At 62.2% G+C, this 20,421-nt stretch carries 18 protein-coding genes and 1 pseudogene; 9 read left to right on the top strand and 10 right to left on the bottom strand.

Features of this window, described 5'->3' with window-relative positions; translation table 11 throughout:
- Positions 1 to 196, top strand: a pseudogene (locus tag ACY693_RS03280) (NAD(P)H-dependent glycerol-3-phosphate dehydrogenase); the annotation flags it as partial.
- On the opposite strand, the gene ACY693_RS03275 reads toward ACY693_RS03280, so the two are convergent.
- A complete protein-coding gene (locus ACY693_RS03275; protein ID WP_462320402.1) occupies positions 197 to 652 on the bottom strand; it encodes a tRNA (cytidine(34)-2'-O)-methyltransferase in 456 nt (151 codons plus the stop codon).
- Positions 653 to 825: 173 nt separating this feature from the next.
- Here ACY693_RS03275 and ACY693_RS03270 point away from each other — a divergent pair, with 173 nt between their 5' ends.
- On the top strand, positions 826 to 1,050 hold the full coding sequence (locus ACY693_RS03270; protein WP_462320401.1) for a hypothetical protein: 225 nt from the start codon (positions 826 to 828) through the stop codon (positions 1,048 to 1,050).
- 143 nt (positions 1,051 to 1,193) lie between these two features.
- On the opposite strand, the gene ACY693_RS03265 is transcribed toward ACY693_RS03270, so the two are convergent.
- From ACY693_RS03265 to ACY693_RS03245, 5 genes are all read right to left on the bottom strand, one after another.
- Entirely contained in the window at positions 1,194 to 1,613 is a 420-nt protein-coding gene (locus tag ACY693_RS03265) for a hypothetical protein (RefSeq protein WP_462320400.1), read from the bottom strand.
- 151 nt (positions 1,614 to 1,764) lie between these two features.
- On the bottom strand, positions 1,765 to 3,213 hold the full coding sequence (gene ntrC / locus ACY693_RS03260; RefSeq protein WP_462320399.1) for a nitrogen regulation protein NR(I): 1,449 nt from the start codon (positions 3,211 to 3,213) through the stop codon (positions 1,765 to 1,767).
- Positions 3,206 to 4,288, bottom strand: a complete 1,083-nt coding sequence (gene glnL / locus ACY693_RS03255) for a nitrogen regulation protein NR(II) (protein ID WP_462320398.1) — start codon at positions 4,286 to 4,288, stop codon at positions 3,206 to 3,208. Before glnL ends, ntrC begins: the two co-directional genes overlap by 8 nt.
- 494 nt (positions 4,289 to 4,782) lie before the next feature.
- Positions 4,783 to 6,192: a glutamate--ammonia ligase gene (glnA, locus tag ACY693_RS03250; protein ID WP_462320397.1), complete on the bottom strand. Its 1,410-nt coding sequence runs from the start codon at positions 6,190 to 6,192 to the stop codon at positions 4,783 to 4,785.
- A 308-nt stretch (positions 6,193 to 6,500) separates the two neighbouring features.
- On the bottom strand, positions 6,501 to 7,646 hold the full coding sequence (locus ACY693_RS03245) for a cation diffusion facilitator family transporter (protein WP_462320396.1): 1,146 nt from the start codon (positions 7,644 to 7,646) through the stop codon (positions 6,501 to 6,503).
- 149 nt (positions 7,647 to 7,795) lie between these two features.
- Between ACY693_RS03245 and glyQ the strand changes: the two genes are divergently transcribed.
- From glyQ to ACY693_RS03225, 4 genes are all read left to right on the top strand, one after another.
- A complete protein-coding gene (glyQ, locus tag ACY693_RS03240; protein WP_462320395.1) occupies positions 7,796 to 8,725 on the top strand; it encodes a glycine--tRNA ligase subunit alpha in 930 nt (309 codons plus the stop codon).
- A complete protein-coding gene (glyS, locus tag ACY693_RS03235; protein WP_462320394.1) occupies positions 8,722 to 10,815 on the top strand; it encodes a glycine--tRNA ligase subunit beta in 2,094 nt (697 codons plus the stop codon). Before glyQ ends, glyS begins: the two co-directional genes overlap by 4 nt.
- Before the next feature lie 91 nt (positions 10,816 to 10,906).
- On the top strand, positions 10,907 to 11,449 hold the full coding sequence (gmhB, locus tag ACY693_RS03230) for a D-glycero-beta-D-manno-heptose 1,7-bisphosphate 7-phosphatase (protein WP_462320393.1): 543 nt from the start codon (positions 10,907 to 10,909) through the stop codon (positions 11,447 to 11,449).
- A gap of 6 nt (positions 11,450 to 11,455) precedes the next feature.
- On the top strand, positions 11,456 to 12,211 hold the full coding sequence (locus tag ACY693_RS03225) for a lysophospholipid acyltransferase family protein (RefSeq protein WP_462320392.1): 756 nt from the start codon (positions 11,456 to 11,458) through the stop codon (positions 12,209 to 12,211).
- A 187-nt stretch (positions 12,212 to 12,398) separates the two neighbouring features.
- On the opposite strand, the gene gyrB is transcribed toward ACY693_RS03225, so the two are convergent.
- The 4 genes from gyrB to dnaA form a co-directional block, all read right to left on the bottom strand.
- A complete protein-coding gene (gyrB, locus tag ACY693_RS03220; protein ID WP_462320391.1) occupies positions 12,399 to 14,804 on the bottom strand; it encodes a DNA topoisomerase (ATP-hydrolyzing) subunit B in 2,406 nt (801 codons plus the stop codon).
- A 541-nt stretch (positions 14,805 to 15,345) separates the two neighbouring features.
- The gene (recF, locus tag ACY693_RS03215; RefSeq protein WP_462320390.1) at positions 15,346 to 16,392 is read right to left on the bottom strand and encodes a DNA replication/repair protein RecF; all 1,047 of its coding nucleotides are present in this window, start codon (positions 16,390 to 16,392) and stop codon (positions 15,346 to 15,348) included.
- Between the two features lie 108 nt (positions 16,393 to 16,500).
- The gene (gene dnaN, locus ACY693_RS03210) at positions 16,501 to 17,622 is read right to left on the bottom strand and encodes a DNA polymerase III subunit beta (protein ID WP_462320389.1); all 1,122 of its coding nucleotides are present in this window, start codon (positions 17,620 to 17,622) and stop codon (positions 16,501 to 16,503) included.
- A 194-nt stretch (positions 17,623 to 17,816) separates the two neighbouring features.
- Complete coding sequence (gene dnaA, locus ACY693_RS03205; protein ID WP_462320388.1) at positions 17,817 to 19,157, bottom strand: chromosomal replication initiator protein DnaA; 1,341 nt, start codon at positions 19,155 to 19,157, stop codon at positions 17,817 to 17,819.
- Between the two features lie 361 nt (positions 19,158 to 19,518).
- On the opposite strand from dnaA, the gene rpmH reads away from it, so the two are divergent.
- From rpmH to yidD, 3 genes are read left to right on the top strand one after another with little or no spacing between them, the layout of a single operon-like run.
- Complete coding sequence (gene rpmH, locus ACY693_RS03200) at positions 19,519 to 19,653, top strand: 50S ribosomal protein L34 (RefSeq protein WP_200243277.1); 135 nt, start codon at positions 19,519 to 19,521, stop codon at positions 19,651 to 19,653.
- A gap of 2 nt (positions 19,654 to 19,655) precedes the next feature.
- Positions 19,656 to 20,075, top strand: a complete 420-nt coding sequence (gene rnpA / locus ACY693_RS03195; RefSeq protein WP_462320387.1) for a ribonuclease P protein component — start codon at positions 19,656 to 19,658, stop codon at positions 20,073 to 20,075.
- Complete coding sequence (yidD, locus tag ACY693_RS03190) at positions 20,072 to 20,350, top strand: membrane protein insertion efficiency factor YidD (protein ID WP_462320386.1); 279 nt, start codon at positions 20,072 to 20,074, stop codon at positions 20,348 to 20,350. The genes rnpA and yidD overlap by 4 nt, the downstream gene beginning before the upstream one ends.
- Positions 20,351 to 20,421: the final 71 nt, after the last annotated feature.

Here is a 20,421-nt window from a genome sequence, read left to right as displayed (position 1 = left end):
GGCGGCGGCCCTGGCAGAGATCGGTCAAGAGGTCGAAGGCGTGATCACCGTTCAAGCGGTGTGCCGCATCGCGCGAGCGCAGCGGATCGAGATGCCCATCGCTGAGCAGGTACAGGCGGTGCTCTATGAAGGGCAGACCCCGGAGGCCGCAACCCGGCAGCTACTCGAGCGCTCGAGCCGCTCCGAGCTCGACTGATCAGCGGAATCCGTTCTGGCGCCAGGCCTCATAGACCACCACGGCGGTCGCGTTTGACAGGTTGAGGCTGCGGCTATGCGGTTGCATCGGCAGCCGCAGCCGTCGCTCAGGCGGGACCGATTCGCGGAGCTCGACGGGAAGACCCCGACTCTCTGGACCAAATAGGAAGGCGTCGCCAGGCTGGAAGGACTGCTCGGCATAGACCTGATGGCTATGGGTGCTCAGTGTGAACAGCCGTGCTTCACCAAGTGCATGCTCACAAGCTTCCATGTTGGCATGGACCTGGACACCCGCCCATTCGTGATAATCGAGGCCGGCTCGGCGCAATCGCCGATCGTCGAGCACGAAACCCAGCGGCTCGATGAGATGCAGTGCGGCGCCCGTATTGGCACAGAGCCGAATCACGTTTCCGGTGTTCGGCGGGATCTCTGGCTGATAGAGGATGACGTGGAACATGGCGGCGTTGCTTGACCGATGATCGAGCAGGCATGGTATATTAATCGTTCGGCATATACTTTTGAGCCGGCCACAGCTCCGGATCTGCCGCGCGGGGCATTGCACCTCCTCGGCAACGGTTCCATCCGGCGTTCGAACGAATAGATCAACGAGACCCTGCGGGGGAGAACACCATGACCGACATCGCTGCCTTGAAGAAAGAGAAGCAGGAGCTGATCGACAAGATGCTCGAGATGCAAAAACAGTTTATCGACCTCGAGCATGAGAAGGGCATCAGCGGCAAGGATTACTGGGCCTCACAGGACGGTCTATTGGCCGACTACCGTCAGGAGTATTCGGACATGGCGAATCGCGTCGTCGACATCGCCCATGAGATCGTCGGCTCAACTCGCCTCTGACAGCATCTCACCGCCGAGCGCCATTCGGCGGGGTGCGCGATGCTGGGCATCCTGATGGGCATCGCACTGACAGACCCCGAGAAAGGCCCCAGCTCGTCGAGCGAGCTGGGGCCTTTCTTCGTCCACTGATCGCGTCTTCCCGGTCAGCCATCACCCTCGGCCCGGATGTGCTCGATGTACTTGGGGGTTGCCTGCATGAGTAATCGAATGCTGGTGCCCTGCGCCTTGATACGCGCATCGCTGCCTTGAAGCTTGAGATCGCAGGCACAGTGGCCGCGACTTTCCAGCGGTATCGGGATCATGTCCCGATAGGTATAGACATTCTCGTCGATATCGCCGCCATCGCAGACGAGGCCTGTGTCCGCATCTTGCGCGGGCAAGGGCATCAGTAGCTCGGCCTCATCGAGGACCAGCTCACCGGCTTGCCACCAGAGCGTCTTTTCGGCAGAGCCGGTCATGGTTTTGATGATGTAGGCACGGGCAAAGCTGACGCTGAGGGTCCCGTCGGCAAAACGGATCTCGCCCAGCTCGGAGCCGGGGAGACGAATACTGCTGCTGTCCACTGGTCGATTCCTAGGCTGATGGGATCAAGGGCTGATGGGATCAAGGCGGTCGCGACCGAGTATGCAGCCGCGCCATGAGCACTGGTTTGAGAGGACATAGGGCGCCTAGGTCCTGATTACCAGCACGCTCTAGCGACCGCAGGTGGTTAATTCAGCTGTTTGAGCGCTCGGACTCTTCCTCATCACCGAGATCCTCGGGGCCATCGGCATCCATGCCAAGGTCCTTGATCTTGCGCGTCAGGGTATTGCGGCCCCAGCCCAATAGCTTTGCGGCCTCTTGACGCCGGCCGCCCGTGTGCTCGAGCGCACATTCGATCAGGATGCGCTCAAACGCGGGCATCGCCGAGTCGAGGATGCCACGGCCTCCTTGCTGGAGCCGGCGTCGGGTCCAGGCGCGCAGGGTTCCTTCCCACTGTTCGTCGGCCTGCGCCGCCGCGGCGATTCCTTCGAGGTCAGGGGGTAGATCGCCGACATGGATCTGCTTGGTCGACGCCATCACCGTGAGCCAGCGAGCGGTGTTCTCGAGCTGGCGCACGTTACCCGGCCACTCGAGGCACTCGAGGCGCGCCAAGGCGTCGTGAGCAAGGACTTTGGCCTCGCAACCGAGCTCTTTCGCCGCTTGGGCGAGGAAATGGCGCATCAGCAAGCCGATATCCTCACGCCGCTCACGCAGCGGCGGCAGATGAATGCGAATGACGTTGAGGCGGTGGAAGAGATCCTCGCGGAAGCTGCCGTTGGCGACCAATTCACGGAGGTTCTGATGCGTCGCCGCAATGATGCGAACGTCGACCTTGATCGGCGTGAGGCCGCCAACCCGGTAGAACTCACCGTCGGCGAGCACGCGCAGCAGCCGGGTCTGCAGCTCGGCCGGCATGTCACCGATCTCATCGAGGAAGAGGGTGCCGCCGTCGGCCTGCTCGAACCGTCCTTCGCGACGGGTCTGGGCGCCGGTAAAGGCCCCGCGCTCATGACCAAAGAGCTCCGATTCCATCAGGTCCCGCGGGATCGCTGCCATGTTCAGCGCGATGAACGGAGACTGGGCGCGGGGGCTGTGCCGATGCAGCGCATGCGCAACCAGCTCCTTACCGGTGCCAGACTCCCCATTGATCAGCACGGTGATGTTGGAGCGGGCCAGTCGGCCGATGGCGCGAAACACCTCCTGCATCGACGGCGCCTCGCCGATGATGTCTGGGCTGTGCGGAAGCGGTAGCGGCTCGGCAGCCGTCTCCTGCTGCCTTCGGCAAGCACGCTGGACCTGATCAACCGCCTCGTCGATATCGAAGGGCTTGGGTAGATACTCAAAGGCGCCACCGTGAAAGGCCGAGACCGCGCTGTTGAGATCAGAATGTGCGGTCATGATGATGACCGGAAGATTCGGATAGCGCGCCGTAAGCTGCTCCAGCAGCTCGAGGCCATCGATACCTGGCATGCGGATATCGGACAGGATCACGTCAGGCTGGTCGCGCTCCAATGCATCCATCACGCCGACACCGTTGGAGAAGCTGGTCACATCCATCTCGGCCTGGCGTAAGGCGCGCTCGAGGACCCAACGAATCGAGCGGTCGTCGTCGATCACCCAAACCCTGGGAACTCTATTCATCGGTCAGCTCCAACGGAAGGTAGACCAGAAAGGTGGTGCAGCCGGGTCGGCTCTCGCATTCGATCAAGCCTTGGTGTTGATTGACGAGCTCTTGAGCGATGGCGAGCCCGAGACCGGTGCCGCCAGCGCGGCCTGACACCATGGGGAAAAAGATGCGGTCCATCAGCTCATCGGGGATACCGGGACCGTCATCCTCGATCTCGACGACAAGGACCAGACGATGACGCACGCTGCCAATGGTGAACTGCCGCATCACCCGGGTGCGCAGCCGCACCTGACCCTGTTGACCAGCAGCATGAGCGGCGTTGCGGGCGATATTGAGAATGGCCTGGATCAGCCGATCGGGGTCACCCTCGAGATGGGGGATACTCGGATCATAGTCGCGAACGATCTCGGGGCCACTGGGGAACTCTGCCCGGAGCAGACCACGAACATGCTCGATCACGTGATGGATGTTGATGGCGCTGAATTGCGGTAGGTTGTTCGGCGCCAACATCCGATTCAACAGGGTCTGTAAACGATCGGCTTCATCGATGATGATCCGGGTGTATTCGCGCAGACCCGCCTCTGGCAGCTCGCGCTCGAGCAGCTGAGCCGCGCCCCGCAGCCCACCCAGCGGATTCTTGATCTCATGCGCGAGACCGCGCAGCAGCGCTTGGGTCGCGTGGTGCTGGGAGATCAGGTATTCCTCACGCGCGATGCGCAGCTGACGGTCGACCTGCTGCATCTCCATGAGCAAGTCATAGGGCTCGTCGATCGGATGCAACGGGAGCACCGTGCAGTTGACACGGATGATCTGACGATCCGGCCGCTTGACCTCGACCTCCCGCTCCGTAAACGGCTGTCGTGTGTTCAGCGACTCGCGCAGCCGGTCCTCGACCGAATCGGTCGGGCAGGGAACCAGGCAGCCAGCCGCCTCGCCAAGCACCGTTTTCGCGCTGACTGCGAGCAGGTTCTCCCCGGCGATATTGATGTAGCGAAGACGGAGATCGCGGTCAAAGAGGAGCACCGCTGTGCTGAGGTTATCAAGGATCATGATGCCAAGCTGGCTAAGTCCGCCGAGTTTCTCGTTCATGGATCGTGATGTCATCGCCTGGCTCCGATCCTGCCCCAGTAAGCAAGCAGCGAGCCAGCTCAGGGGTCAGCGCATGGAGCCGAGGCGCTGGCGCTCGGTATCGCGGGTTCTCGGCCGCGGTGGCGAAATCGTCCATCGGAGGAGGGGGTTGCCGGCCAGCGAGCATCTCGAGCCGATCGATCCCTGGCGCTGCCGAAGGCGGCTGGGTTAACGACCGGGACGACCCAGCGCACTAGTCTAGTGCCTGACGCACTCAACAGGTGCAGCGGACTGCACCAACGCCGGACATCAGGATCGAAAGACGGAGGTCGAGGCTAGTCGCCAGCGGCATTGATCCGCCCGTCGCCGACGGGTGGGCAGCACGCCGCCTAGCGAGCGCTGAGCCGATGGCTGATCAGTGTTGGGGAGATGCGGGAGAGAGGGAGAGGGAGAGAGAAGGACGGGGCGTCCATGCCCGGGCGAGTAGCGCGTCGCGCTACTCGCACAGCCTAGGATCAGAGGCTGTAGTAGAGGTCGAACTCAACCGGGTGGGTGCTCATGCGCAGCTGAGTGACTTCTGCCATCTTCAGCTTGATGTAGCCATCGATCACGTCATCAGTGAAGACGCCACCCGCGGTGAGGAATTCGCGATCGGCATCGAGTGCATCGAGGGCCTGATCCAGAGAGTAGCAGACCTGAGGGATCGCCTTCTCTTCTTCGGGCGGCAGGTCGTAGAGATCCTTGTCCATCGCATCGCCGGGATGGATCTTATTCTGAATGCCGTCCAGACCGGCCATCATCATCGCGGAGAAGGAGAGATAGGGGTTGCCCGTGCTATCCGGGAAGCGCACCTCGATGCGGGTGGCCTTCGGGTTGGCGTCGTGCGGTATGCGCACCGAGGCGGACCGGTTCTTGGCCGAGTAGGCCAGCATGACCGGCGCCTCGAAGCCCGGAACCAACCGCTTGTAGGAGTTGGTGGACGCATTGGTAAAGGCGTTCAGTGCACGCGCATGCTTGATGATGCCGCCGATGTAGTAGAGCGCTGTCTCGGAGAGGCCGCCGTACTTGTCGCCGGCAAAGATGTTCTGGCCATCCTTGCCGAGCGACTGGTGAACGTGCATGCCATTGCCATTATCGCCGACCAGCGGCTTGGGCATGAAGGTCGCCGTCTTACCGTAGGCGTGAGCGACGTTCTGCACGCAGTATTTTAGGATCTGGTTCATGTCGGCACGCTTGACCAGGGTGTCGAAGCGGGTGCCGATCTCGCACTGGCCAGCCGTGGCAACCTCATGGTGATGGACTTCGACTGGGACGCCCATCTCTTCCATCGCCAGACACATCGCGGCGCGCAGATCATTGAGCGAGTCGACCGGCGGGACCGGGAAGTAGCCGCCCTTAACGCCCGGTCGGTGGCCCATATTGCCGTCTTCGAAGACGCGCTCCGAGTTCCATTCGGCCTCTTCGGAGTCGACCTTGTAGAAGGCCCCGGCCATGCTGATGCCCCAGCGCACGTCGTCAAGCACGAAGAATTCAGGCTCAGGACCGAAGAACGCGGTGTCGGCCACACCGGTCGACGCCAGATAGGCCTCGGCGCGTTTGGCGACCGAGCGGGGATCACGCTCGTAGCCCTGCATCGTTGCAGGCTCGAGGATGTCGCAACGGACGATCATCGTCTTCTCGTCGGAGAAGGGGTCGAGCACTGCGGTTGAGGCCTCGGGCATCAAGACCATGTCTGAGGCCTCAATGCCTTTCCAGCCCGCGATCGACGAGCCGTCAAACATCTTGCCGTCCTGGAACAGCGCCTCGTCGACGACGCGGGCCGGCAGCGAGACGTGCTGCTCCTTGCCTCGAGTATCCGTGAACCTGAGGTCGACGAACTTTACGTCCTCGTCTTTGATGGTTTTCAACACGTCAGTGGCGGACATCTGCGAAATCTCCCGCTATTGGTCTTGGGCAGAGAATTTGGGTTGTGACGCTAGGTGGGCGCTAGGCTCCTAGCCCAGGGTGCGCAGGCGATCAATCAGGCGATCGATCGCTGAGCTTGGTGTAGGCGCAGGCGGAGCCTAGGCTCGGGTCGCACAACGGCTAGCGGCATCGGTCAAGCAGGTTACGTGCCATCAGTCCGCCTTGCGCTGTTGTGTGCAGTCTGCAGCGAACGACGGTCAGGCTCAGCGAGCGAGCGCACCCGAATAGACCATACGCGAACCGGGCGCGCACCAAAAGGGGGCACATATCAGCCGAAATAGACGCGGACGTCTGCAAAGCAGGGGTCATCCTCGAGCGCAGTGCGTAGCCGCTCGCGCAACTGCCGCGCAGCGGGCTTGTCGGTATAGGTTCGCAGGGGGAAGAACACGTCGACCGTGATTGCACCGTCCAGATAGTGCAGTACGAGACGTTTGCGCGTCATCGCCTCGGGGATCTGAGACCAATGTTGGTCGAGTCGCTCGATCACCTCGGTGCGCATCGGTAGGTCTTTGGTGGGAACAGCGGTCTCGTCGTTCTCGGGGTCGATATGCACCGTGACATCCGACATCCGGTCGATCGTCTCCATCAACCGCTGTTGGACGAGCACACTGATAGCATGCCCTTCAGAGACGCTGATGTCAGGATCGACGAGCACATGGACATCTGCTGAGGCGCTGCCGCCGATCGTGCGCGTGCGGAGCATATGGACGTCTCGAACCCCGGTGCTGCGGCGGATGATCTGGCTGATCTCACGCAGACGCTCGGGACTCAATGCAGTATCGACCAGCTCGCGGGTCGCATCCGAGCCCAGGTCCCAGGCGATCTTCGCGATCATCACGGCCACGATGACCGAGGCAACCGAGTCGAGATAGGGCAATCCAGCTAGGGTGCCCGCAACACCGATCAAGACGACGATTGATGAGATGGCGTCAGAGCGATGATGCCAGGCGTTGGCCATGAGCAGGTCTGAGCGCACCCGAAGCCCATAGGCGCGGGTGTACCAGTACAGCGCCTCCTTGACCAAGATCGAAACACCTGCGGCATAGAGGGCGATCGGCTCGGGTCGCAACAGGGCGTGGGGCTCGAACAGACGCTCGGTCGCGTCCCAGGCAATGCCGATCGCGACGGCGATAAGCAGGAAGCCCAGCGCGAGTGTCGCGACCGTCTCGAAGCGTCCATGGCCGTATGGATGCTCGGCATCGGGTCCTTTCGCGGCCTTGTGCCCCGCCAGCCAGACCAAGGCATCGGATAAGAGGTCGGAGAGGGAGTGGATGCCATCGGCAATCAAGGCGTGTGACTGGCCAATCCACCCAGCTGCGATCTTGACCACCGAGAGCAGCAGGTTGACCACTGCACCGACCGTGGTCGTGGTTTTGATCGCACTGGCTCGGGCCTCTCGTGCAGTCGTATCCATGGGGACGTCCTGATGCGCGTCAACGAGTAAAGCGTCGGTTGGCGCGGAGTATAGCGGGGCCAGGCGTTCGAAACCGCAGCAGATGCTGTGGTCCGATCAGGTGCGACATCGCTATACTGTCGGGTTTTTAGCAGACGCCGGAGCCCGCCTTGAGCAATCAGTCGGCCGATCGCATCAGTTTTCAGGAGCTGATCTTCAAACTTGAGCGCTACTGGAGTCGCCAGGGCTGCGTCATCCTGCAACCTTACGACATGGAGGTCGGTGCAGGCACCTTCCATCCCGGCACCTTCTTGAGAGCGATTGGCCCGGAGCCCTGGAACGCTGCCTATGTTCAGCCGTCACGACGCCCGACGGACGGTCGCTATGGTGAGAACCCGAATCGGCTGCAGCACTACTATCAGTTCCAGGTGGTGATGAAGCCCTCACCGGAGCTGATCCAAGGGCTGTATCTCGATTCCCTGCGCGAGCTCGGCATCAATCCTCTGGTCCACGATATCCGTTTCGTCGAGGACAATTGGGAGTCACCGACGCTCGGCGCTTGGGGTCTGGGCTGGGAGGTCTGGCTGAATGGCATGGAGGTCACCCAGTTCACCTATTTTCAGCAGGTCGGTGGGCTTGAATGCCGGCCGGTGACCGGTGAGATCACCTATGGACTCGAACGCATCGCCATGTATCTGCAGGGCGTCGAGAGCGTCTACGATCTGCTTTGGACCGACTCCGCGACCGGGCCCGTCTCCTATGGCGACGTCTTCCTGCAGAACGAGCGCGAGCAGTCGGCCTACAACTTCGAGCATGCCGCGATCGGCTCGCTGTTCGCGCTCTTCGATACCTGTGAGCAGCAAAGTACCGCGTTGGTCGAGGCTGGCCTGCCACTTCCGGCCTATGAGCAGGTGCTCAAGGCGTCACATACCTTCAATCTGCTTGATGCCCGCGGCGCCATCTCGGTGACCGAGCGGCAGCGATTCATCCTGCGGGTGCGCACACTGGCCCGCGCCGTCGCCGAAGCCTACTATCAGAGCCGGGAGGCGCTCGGCTTCCCGATGGCTGACCCTGCGGCGATTGCCAAGGAGGCCGCATGAGCGCGGAGACTGCCGCTGATCTGCTGGTCGAGATCGGCACCGAGGAATTGCCGCCGTCGGCGCTGGCCGGGCTTGCCGAGGCGTTTCGAGACGGGCTGGTCAAGCGACTGGATGAGTCTAGGCTCAGCCATGGGGGCGCTCGGGCCTTCGCGAGCCCGCGGCGACTCGCCGTCATCGTCGATGATTTGGCCGTCAGCCAGCCGGATGAGCTGGTCACACGCCGCGGTCCGGCGCTGAAGGCGGCGTTCGATGCGGAGGGCGCCCCGACCAAGGCCGCCCTCGGATTCGCGCAGTCCTGTGGGGTTGGGGTCGAGGCGCTCGAGCGTGAAGAGACAGGGAAGGGCGCTTGGCTCTGTTTTCGCCAGCAGGTCAGCGGCAAGAGCACCTCGGCCTTGTTGCCAGCCCTGATCGAGGAGGCGCTGGCAGCGCTGCCGATCCCGAAACGGATGCGCTGGGGTGATCGTAGCGTCGAGTTTGTGCGGCCTGTGCACTGGGTCACTGTGCTGCTCGGGGAATCCCTGGTTGAGGGCAGGGTGCTCGGACTGAGCATCGATCGCGTCACAAGGGGGCATCGGTTCCATCATCCGCAGGCCATCAGCCTCGGATCACCGGCGGACTATCTGACCTCGCTGCGTGAGGCACGCGTGGAAGCCGATCTAGCGAGCCGACGCGCATCGATCCGCCAGCAGGTCGAGCGGCTCGCAGCCGAGGCCGGCGGCAGTGCGATGATCGATGAATCCGTCCTTGACGAGGTCACTGCGCTTTGTGAGTGGCCCGTCGCGCTGCTAGGCCGATTCGATGCCAGCTTCCTTGAGGTGCCATCCGAGGTCTTGGTCGAGACCATGCAGGCGAATCAGAAGTACTTCCCGGTCTTGGATGGTACGGGGAGCTTGCTGCCGAGTTTTATCACGGTCAGTAACATCGAGAGCCTTGAGCCGGAGCAGGTCCGCGCCGGCAATGAGCGGGTGATCCGCCCGCGCTTCGCTGATGCCAAATTCTTTTGGGAGCAGGACCTCAAGACCCCCCTCGCAGAGCGCATCGACGCCTTGCAGGGCATCGTGTTCCAGCATCAGCTTGGAACGCTGCTCGAGAAGACTGAGCGGATTGCCGAGCTCAGTGCCTGGATCGCTGCTGAGATTGGCGCTGACGTCGAGCAGACGCGCCATGCCGCGCGCTTGGCCAAGGCCGATCTGGTGACCCAGATGGTGGGGGAGTTCGGTAGCCTGCAAGGGGTCATGGGGCGCTATTATGCCGAGCAGGGCGGCGAGCTCCCGGTGGTGGCCGCTGCGCTCGAGCAGCACTATTGGCCAAGGCACGCCGGCGATCAGCTCCCGGAATCCAACCTCGCCCGCGCCGTCGCGATCGCGGACCGTGCAGACACCCTGGTCGGTATCTTCGCGATCGGACAGCGCCCGTCGGGGGTCAAAGATCCCTATGGCCTGCGCCGATCGGCCATCGCTGTGCTTCGCATCTTGATCGAGACACCGCTGTCGCTGGACCTTCGCGCGCTATTGGAGCGAGCCGCTACTGCCTATCCCGACGCGCTCCAGGCCGAGTGGTGCGTGCCCGAGGTGTTGGCATACTGTCTTGAGCGGCTCAGGCGCTACTACGCTGATGCTGAAGGAGAGCAGGCGGCTGATCCGGACGCGATCAACGCAGTCCTCGCGCTCGAGCTCAGCCAACCGCGCGATATCGACCGTCGTATCCGTGCGGTTCAGGGTTTCCGCAGCCGGCCAGAGGCTGCCGCATTGGCCGCCGCGAACAAGCGTACCCGCAATATTCTTCGCAAGGTGTCACCGAGCGAGATTGCCCAAGAGGTTGATCCGCGTCTTCTGCAGGATGATGCCGAGCGGGCACTCGCAACGGCGATCGATGAGGTGACCCATCGGGTCAATGCCTTATTGGAACAGCAGGACTATGAAGCCGCCCTGGCCGAGCTCTCGAGCCTGCGCCAGACGCTCGATGACTTCTTTGAGCAGGTGATGGTCATGGCCGACGAGCCCGATGTCCGCGCGAACCGGCTCACGCTGTTGAAGCGGTTGGAGGCCTTGGTGCTTGGCGTTGCGGATATCTCGTTGCTTCAGTCCTAGGGTTCCTAGGGCCCCAAGCGACGGTGTATCTAAACGTCATTGGGGCAAGTCACAGGGCCAAGCCCGGTTTTGGGTCGAGAGAGGCGCTGACATGAAGCTCGTCATCTTGGATCGCGATGGCGTCATCAATTTCGACTCGGACGATTACGTCAAGTCCGTCGCTGAGTGGCAGCCGATCCCGGGCAGCCTCGAGGCCATCGCTCGCCTCAACAACGCCGGGATCAATGTGGCGATCGCGACCAATCAGTCCGCCGTCGCGCGTGGCCTGTGCGACTTGGACGATATCAACGCCATCCACCAGATGCTGCGTGGGCGCCTCAGTGCGGTCGGAGGTCGGGTCGAGGTTATCGCCTTCTGCCACCACGGTCCGACCAATGGTTGCGACTGCCGCAAGCCGCTTCCGGGATTACTGCGCGAGATCAAGCGACGGACCGGCCTCCCGCTCGATGGGGCACCGATGATTGGCGATTCGCGCCGCGACCTCGAAGCGGCGCAACAGGCCGGTGCCCGCCCCATCCTAGTGCGTACCGGGAATGGACTGAAAACCGAGCAGCGCCTACCCTCTGCGCTCGCAGACATACCTGTGTACGACGACCTTGCCGCCGCTGTGGATGCGTTGCTAGAACAGGGCTAGTCGCCGATGTCTGCGATGGGCAGCCTAAGAGCCGTAACCTTTGAGGCCTTTCTCTGGCTCAGCGTGATTGTCTACGGCACGCTGATGCTGTTGTTGGCGAAGGTCCTCCCAAATCGACGTCTGCAGCAGCTCGCACTGCACTGGCAACGCGCTGTGCTCTGGGCGCTTCGCAGGTTGTGCAGGATCGATTGTCGAGTCACCGGCCAAACGCACTTGCAGGCGCGTCGGCGAGAGGGCGGGGGACAGATTATCCTGAGCAATCATCAGTCGGCATGGGAAACCATCGCACTCGGGGCCTTGCTACCGACCCCCCAAAGCTGGGTCATGAAGCGCGAGCTGTTACGCATCCCGTTCTTCGGCTGGGCGCTGGCGCTGTTTCATCCCATCGCGATCGAGCGCTCGGCGAGACGCCAAGCGATGAGCCAGTTGTTGTCCGTTGGGGCAGAGCGGCTGGCGAAGGGCCATTCGGTCGTGATCTTTCCAGAAGGCACGCGGGTCGCGCCGGGCACGGTGAAACCGTTCGGGCTCGGCGGCGCGATGCTGGCCGCACGCACGCAGATGCCGGTGATTCCGATTGCGCACAATGCCGGCTGTTTCTGGGGCCGCAACCAGTGGCGCAAGTACCCTGGCACCATCGATGTCGTCATCGGTCCAGTGATCCAGACCAGGGGATTGAGCGCCACTGAGATCAACGCCTTGGCCGAAGACTGGATTCGCTCCACGGCCGCGGCGTTGGTGGAGAACGCCGAGCGCCGAGACTAGGGGCTGGGAGCTGCGCCGGCTCCGATGGAATGGCGCCGATGGAATGGCTCCGATGGAATGGCTCCGATGGCGGAGCGCTGATGGCATGGCGCTGATCGCACGGCTCCCAGGGCAAGGCTGGGTCGGCGTAGCTCAGGTGTCGTGGCTCCGCCGGCAGCGTTCGACGGCTTTTGCGCAGACTTCGGGACTAGACGTCGATGTTGGCAGCATCCAACGCATGGCGCTCGATGAAGTCACGGCGCGGCTCGACGTGCTCGCCCATCAAGGTGGTGAAGATTTGATCGGCGCTGACAGCATCTTCGATGGTGACACGCAGCAGGCGGCGGCTGTCCGGGTCCATCGTGGTCTCCCACAATTGCTCGGGATTCATCTCGCCAAGGCCTTTGTAGCGCTGGATGTGATAACCGCGACGACCTTCGGCGATTAGCCAATCGAAGGCCTCTCCAAAGCTACGCAGCTCGCGACTGCGCTCACCGCGAACAACCCTAGCACCGGGCTTCAGCAGGCCGTCGAGCTTTTCCGCCAGTGTTGCAATACGCCGATAATCGGCTGAGTCGAAGAAGTCGAGACCGACCTCGCGGGTCTCGGGGATACCATGGACGAGCCGAATAATGGAGAGACCGGTTGGCTGCTCACCATCTGGGATGATGGGCTTGGTGCGGTAGTCGATGGCCGGGCCGGCTTGCTCGCGCAACAGCCCCTCGAGCTGTTCAGCCCACTGCGCAAGCCGGTTTGCATCGGTGCGGGTCTCAGCGGTTAACCGCGGCATACTCAAGAGCTCCGTCAAGAAGCTCGGATCATAGCGGTTCGCCATCCTGACGAGCATGGCGCGGAAGACCTGGTAATCGGTCATGAGCGCCTCGAAACCGAGGGCGCTGATCGCAGGGGCGTCAGCCTCAACATGAAGGCTCGCGTTCTCGAGTGCAGAGCGCAGCAGCGAAGCGCTCATCTCGGCGTCGTCGAGGAGATAGTCCTCTTGCTTACCTCGCTTGACCTTGTACAAGGGCGGCTGCGCGATGTAGACGTGTCCGCGGTCGACGAGCTCAGGCATCTGCCGATAGAAGAATGTCAGCAGCAGCGTGCGGATGTGGGCGCCGTCGACATCGGCGTCGGTCATGATGATGATGCGATGGTATCGCAGCTTGTCCGGGTCGTATTCTTCGCGCCCGATGCCGCAGCCAAGCGCAGTGATCAGGGTGCCGACCTCGGCTGAGGACAGCATCTTGTCGAACCGGGCCTTCTCGACGTTGAGGATCTTGCCCTTGAGCGGCAGGATGGCCTGGAAGGCACGGTCTCGCCCTTGCTTCGCAGAGCCGCCAGCGGAGTCGCCCTCAACGATGAAGAGCTCTGAGCGCGAGGGGTCCTTCTCCTGGCAATCTGCGAGCTTGCCCGGGAGGCCGGCGACGTCGAGCACGCCTTTTCGGCGTGTCATGTCGCGCGCCTTGCGGGCCGCTTCCCGTGCACGTGCTGCCTCGAGCATCTTGTTGGCAATGATCTTGGCCTCGGAGGGGTTCTCCTCGAGGAACATGTCCAGGTACTGGTTCAGCAGGGCCTCGACAACGGGCTTGACGTCGGACGAGACCAGTTTGTCCTTCGTTTGGGACGAGAATTTCGGATCTGGAACCTTGACCGAGACGACCGCTGTCAGCCCTTCGCGGGCATCATCGCCGACCGGTCGGGTCTTCTGGTTGCGGTCGAGTTGCTGTCGCTCGATGTATTGATTCAGCGTTCGGGTCAGACCCGCGCGGAAGCCAGCCAGGTGAGTACCACCGTCGCGTTGCGGGATGTTGTTGGTGTAGCAGAAGATGTTTTCCTGGTAGGCATCGTTCCACTGGAGTGCCACCTCGGCGACGATGTCACTGCGCTCAGCGCTGAAATAGAAGACGCTGGGATGGATCGGTGACTTGTTGTGATTCAGATGCTCGACGAAGGCGCGGATACCACCCTGGTACTCGAAGACGCTGTCGCGATTGCTGCGCTCGTCCTTGAGCCGAATTCGCACGCCTGAGTTGAGGAAGGAGAGCTCGCGCAAGCGCTTGGCAAGGATCTCGTAGTGGAACTCCAGGTCGCTGAAAATGGTGTCCGACGGCTTGAAGTAGACCTCGGTGCCGGTCGTTTCTGAGGGGCCGCATTCGCGCAGGGGATAGACCGGCACACCGAGCTCGAACTCCTGCTCGTAAGCCATGCCATCGCGTCGGATTCGCAGACACAGGTATTCGGAGAGCGCATTGACGACCGAGACGCCAACCCCATGGAGTCCACCGGAGACCTTGTAGGAATTGTCGTCAAACTTTCCGCCGGCGTGAAGCACGGTCATGATGACCTCAGCGGCGGAGCGATTCTCCTCAGGGTGGATATCAACCGGGATGCCACGCCCGTTGTCGAGGACGGAGACAGCACCATCAGCGTGAACGGTCACCAGGATCTCGGTGCAGTGCCCGGCCAGGGCTTCATCGATGGCGTTGTCGACGACCTCGAACACCATGTGGTGGAGGCCTGTACCGTCATCGGTGTCACCGATGTACATCCCGGGCCGTTTGCGGACCGCGTCGAGACCGCGGAGGACCTTGATGCTTGAGGAATCGTAGCTCATACGCTGGGGAAATCTGTGGTGAGAGACAAATGGGCCAGGCCCAGAGGGCAATGGCGATCGACGCCCGCGGGCCGGAGGTCTCAGAGAAGAGGGCAGGCAGTGACGGCGCTAGCGCGCCTGCGGCAATTGCGGCTGGACTCAAGCGACGGCGGCGTCAGTTCGAGCAGTGCTGCGCCAGGGGGTGCAGCCCCTGCTAGCGCTCTGCTGGAAGCGGCTGATTATACAACAGCTGAGAGGCTAGAGGCTGTCCCGCTGGCGAATGTTCCACGTGGAACACTAAGGCGAGTGCCGGAGACGCTCAGACCCAATTGCGCAGGAATGTCGGTTGTCTTCGAGGAGCATCGCCGGAAACCCACCCGGCCGAGTAGCCAGGCCATCTGAATGTCGTCGCGACCAAGAACGGCGAGCGAGCGGGCCAGCGACCCCGATTCGACCTTTGACAAGCGCGCCTAAGCGCCGGAAAGCAACTGGCACGCGGCCCTCAGCCCGAACTCGCCGAGCATGACCCGGCCAGCCCTCTGCACGATTGCAGACACAGGCGTCACCTGGTACCCCGCGACAACACCCCTTGTTCCACGTGGAACATCCGATCCCCTTGCTCCTCAGAACGCTGCGCACCAAGCTTGCCCGGCAACGCGGTGTACAGCGCCTGGTAGTCGCCCTTTCGCAGCAGGCCGACCATCTTCTCTGTCCACTCCGGCGCCAATTCTGCGTCCAGGTCATCAACCAGCCACAACGCTCGCGCCTGGCCAGACTCCGACACCAGCTGCTCCGCCACGACCTGCAGGATGCACCCCAGCACCTTCGCCTGCCCGCGAGAGCCGACCCACCTCAGTCCATCACAGCGTAGAGAGAAATCCGCTCGCGTGATCCCCAGATAGGTAAAGCCCCGCTCCTGATCGGCTGCACGCATCTCCTGCAGCCGCCTCAACAGCTCCTCCCTACCGGCGACGAGCCCGTCCCACCGTGCCTCCAGCTCGACAAACCAACCCTCCTTTGCATTCAACTCCGAAAACCCTTCGGAGAGTTTCGCAAAGAACCCGGCTCGCCTCTTAAGGATATCTGCCAACGCATCCGCATAGGCCTCGTCCCAAACCGCTCGACCCCCGCCCCCAGCACGGAGCCATGCGTTCCGTTGCGCAGCCACCCGCCGAAATCGCGAAAACAGGTCCACTGCCGAGCGATCCCACAGCATCAGATTCCAATCAACGAACCGGCGCCGCAAGGCAGGCTCGCCATCCACCAGCGCATGGGTCCATTCGCAAATCAGCCTGACCGGCAGCAATGACTCGCCCGAGCCTTCTGGAGCCCTTCTCACCTCGCCGTCCGCGCAGACCCAGCTCAATCGCGCGCTACCCAGATCCTCCTCAATCCAGCCCTCGACCCGAGCTGAGCAAGCGCCCCGCTGGACCAGACTTCCAAAGCGCCTTCCGCGAAAGCTGCGCCCCCGACTCATGCAGTACACCGCCTCGAGCACCGCGGTCTTGCCGGCGGCGTTGCTCCCAACCACCCAGTTACCGCAAGTGCCCAGCTCCAGCTCGAGGCCCCGCAGATTGCGAAACCGCTCGACCTTCAGCCGTCTCAACATCGACCTAGACACACCTCACAGGTGCTCGCGAACGCGCAGGCCCGCTCGCCCAGCCTCCCCACTCACCGCAAACAGCGCCCCGCTGAACAACGTCGGCCCGCCACACCGCTACAAACGCATCGGCATGATGACAAAGACCTCATCCTCAGCGCCCACCCCCTGCCAAACCGCGCTGCTCTCGGCATCCCGAAACCGCACCTCAACGCTCGCCGTATCGACCGCCGACAACACGTCGAGCACGTAGGCCACATTGAAACCCACCGAGACCTTCTCCCCGCTGTATTCGATCTCGATCTCATCCTCGGCCTGCTCCTTCTCCGGATTCTGGGTCTGCAGCAACAGTCGGGTCGGCTCAAAGGTCACCCGCACGCCTTTATACTTCTCGTTCGACAGGATGGCCGTCCGCTGAAGCGCCGCCTTAAGCCGCTCCCGGTCGATCGTCGCAAGCCGCTCGAGCTCCGCAGGAATCACCCGGTTGTAGTCTGGGTACTGCCCCTCTACCAGCTTTGAGACCACCTGGGTCCTGCCCAGGTCGACCTTCAGGGTCCGCTCCGACAGCTCCACCCGCACCCGCTCCGGAGCCGATCCCAGCAGCCGCTTCAGCTCGAGCACGCTCTTGGCCGGCACGATGACCTGGCGCGGCTCCGCGTCAAGCCCAATCCCTTGCTCGCCCGTGTCATCGACCGCGGCAACCGCCTTCGCAAGCCGGTGCCCATCGGTCGCCACCGCAACGGCTCGATCGGCTGTCAGCTCCAGTAGGACGCCGTTTAGGTAATAGCGCACATCCTGCTGAGCCATCGCGAACGAGGTCTTCTCGAGCATCCGCTGCAGCACCTCGCGCTCGACCTCCATCGACACCTCCGGCTGCGGCACCTCCATCGCTGGAAAATCGGCCGCGGGCAAGGTGCTGAGCGTGAACCGACTGCGTCCCGAGACGAGCGACGCTCGCTCCGCCTGGGCCCTGATCTGAACCTCGGTGCCCTCTGGCAGCGAACGGCAGATATCGATGAGCTTGCGTGCGGGCAATGTCATCGAACCGGCTTCCTCGACCTCGCACACTGCTGTGCTATTGATCTCGATCTCAAGATCCGTGCCCTTCAGGCGCAACAGCCCGTCCTCTGCATTGAGCAACAGGTTGCCCAGTATCGGGAGTGTTTGCCGGCGCTCAACCACGCCTCCAACCAACGACAAGGCAGATAGCAGCACGGACCGATCGACCGAAATCTTCATGCGTTATTACTCTTTGCTTGGAATATCAAAATAGTCGTCGTAATAGGCTCAGTGGATAACCCGGGCATCGCAACCAAACGCGTTCAGAAACATCCCGATACCAGCCTCACGACCTTGTGCAAAATCGTCTAGCCGACCTGTGAGAGCACTGTGGACAGATCAAGCTCGGTGATCGGCCCCCAAATTACTCACAGCTAATTCTGCAGACTCCTCAACAGGATCTTGTAGTCTTCCTCGATCATGGCATCGGTTGAGCGCAGCTCAGCGACCTTACGTGACGCATGAATCACGGTGCTGTGGTCCCGCCCCCCAAACGCCTTTCCAATCTCGGGCAAACTGTGCTTCGTCAGCTCCTTCGCCAGGCTCATCGCGACCTGCCGCGGCCGAGCCACCGAGCGCGAGCGGCTGGACGACAACAGGTCGCTGACTCGAATCTTGTAGTGGGCAGCGACGGTCTTTTGGATGTTCTCAATCGATACCTGCTTGTCCTGCGCCACGAGCATGTCGCGCAGGGCCTCCTTGGCGAAGTCGACAGTGACCGGCACGCCGAGGAATCGCGAATTCGCGGCCAGACGGCGCAACGCCCCTTCGAGCTCGCGGATGTTGGAGCGCACGCGCTTGGCGACGAAGAAGGCCACGTCGTCTGGAAGCTCGGCACCAATCAAGGTCGCCTTACTGTTCAGGATCGCTACCCGCGTCTCCAGGTCGGGCGGCTCGATCGCAACCGTGAGTCCCCAGCCGAAACGCGATCGCAGCCGTTCCTCGAGCCCGGCGACCTCCTTCGGAAAGCGGTCGCTCGACAGCACAATCTGTTGCTGCGCCTCGAACAGCGCGTTGAAGGTATGGAAGAACTCCTCTTGCGAGCGATCCTTGCCTGCAAAGAACTGCACATCGTCGATCAAGAGCACGTTCACCCGGCGATAGAAGCGCTTGAACTTGTCAATCTCGTTATGCTGGAGCGCCCTGATCATGTCCGAGACGAACCGCTCGGAGTGCACATAGATCACACGTGACTCAGGATTGGCTTCCAAGATGGCGTTGCCGATCGCGTGCATCAGGTGGGTCTTGCCGAGTCCAACACCGCCATAGACGAATAGCGGGTTGTAGGCGGTGCCGGGGTTCTGGCCGATCTGGATCGATGCTGCACGCGCAATCTGGTTCGACTTGCCCTCGACGAAGGTCTCAAAGTTGAACGTACGATTCAGTCCCGCTTCGCTGCGACATTGCTCTAGCAGCGCATCATCGGCCTCATCGCCACTGTTTCGCGCGACGCTGACCGCGCTGTCCTTCTCGCGCAGCGCGCCGATCTCAAAGCTCACCTGCTCGATCCGGCCCTCGCTCACCCCACGGCACAGTGACAGGATCTGTGCCTCGTAGTGCTGCTTGACCCAATCCTTGACAAATCGGTTGGGCGCGAAGAGCCGCAGTCGGCCGCTGTCCTCGCTTGCTTGTAGTGGCATGATCCAGGTGTTGAATTCAGAGTCAGTGAGATCCTGTTTCAACAGGCCCGTACACTGGTCCCAAAGCTTCGGCATCGCCGATTTCCTCGCTGTGCGTAACTGTGGAGCGGCGCTAGACACCGCGACTGCAACCGGCCAGTCTAGACCTCCAGTCGACAGTTATCCACAGCCCGAGACAGATCCGCGAGGCCCAGCTCATTGCGTCCAGACATTGACCGGGAAAACAGCGCGTTCTAATATGGGCGGCCTTGCTTCGCGGGCTTGGTAACATTAGCAACGACTCGCGGCATAACGCTCTCAGTTTGACTTGTGCGGCTACCGGCGGACCGACCCAAGCATCCCGTTACAGTATGTTTCGTCGGTGAGCGCCAATGATGACCGCTGACCATCATCGCCCGACCCACCAAACCTGGGTCACATCCGTGGAGACCTCTTCGTGAAACAGACCTTCAAACCCAGCCGTCTGAAGCGAGCGCGCACGCATGGCTTTCGAGCCCGCAACGCGACTCGCAACGGCCGTAAGGTGTTGCAGGCTCGGCGCGCCAAGGGCCGTGCTCGCCTGACGCCCTAGCCTTGTCATCCGAGCCGTCGCGAGCCGAGACCCATGCAAGCGTCGACCTGCAAAACGCCGCCGCGGGCCGATTCGGTTTCCCGCGCTCGGCGCGATTGCTCGACACCTCCGGTTTTAACCGGGTCTTTGCCGCTCCACGTCGGTCGACCGATCTCTTCTTCACCGTGCTCGGACGAGTCGTGCCATCCGAGGCCGCATCGCCGTCCGGGCCCCGGCTTGGTCTTGCAATCGCGAAACGCTGTGCACCGCACGCCGTGGCTCGCAACCGGATCAAGCGCGTGATTCGCGAGAGCTTTCGCCATGTGCGAGACGACCTGAAGCCCATGGACCTGGTCGTGCTCTGTCGCCGCGCCGCGGTCGAGGCCGACAACGCGACACTCTATGACTCATTGGCAAGGCACTGGAAGCGCTTTCACCGATGATCGCCAAGCAGATCGTCCGTGGCTCGATCCGAGCCTACCAGCTGTTTCTCAGCCCGGTTCTCGGAAACCATTGCCGCTTTTACCCGACCTGCTCCCACTACACCATGGAAGCCGTCGAGCACCACGGCGTGCTGCGCGGACTTTGGCTGGGAATACGCCGCCTCCTGCGCTGCCACCCATGGCATCCCGGCGGCGTCGATCCGGTACCGCCGGTGACGCATCCGACCTCCGCGGCCCGTGCCCGCACGACCCCTTCCACTCCTACTAACCACTAGCGCAAGTCCTCTCCCACTCATGGAAAACATGCGCCTGATCCTGATTCTGGCTCTCGCTTTTGTCCTGTTTC

Source organism: Halochromatium sp. (assembly GCF_054919635.1).
This window is presented reverse-complemented; position numbering and strand designations above follow the sequence as displayed.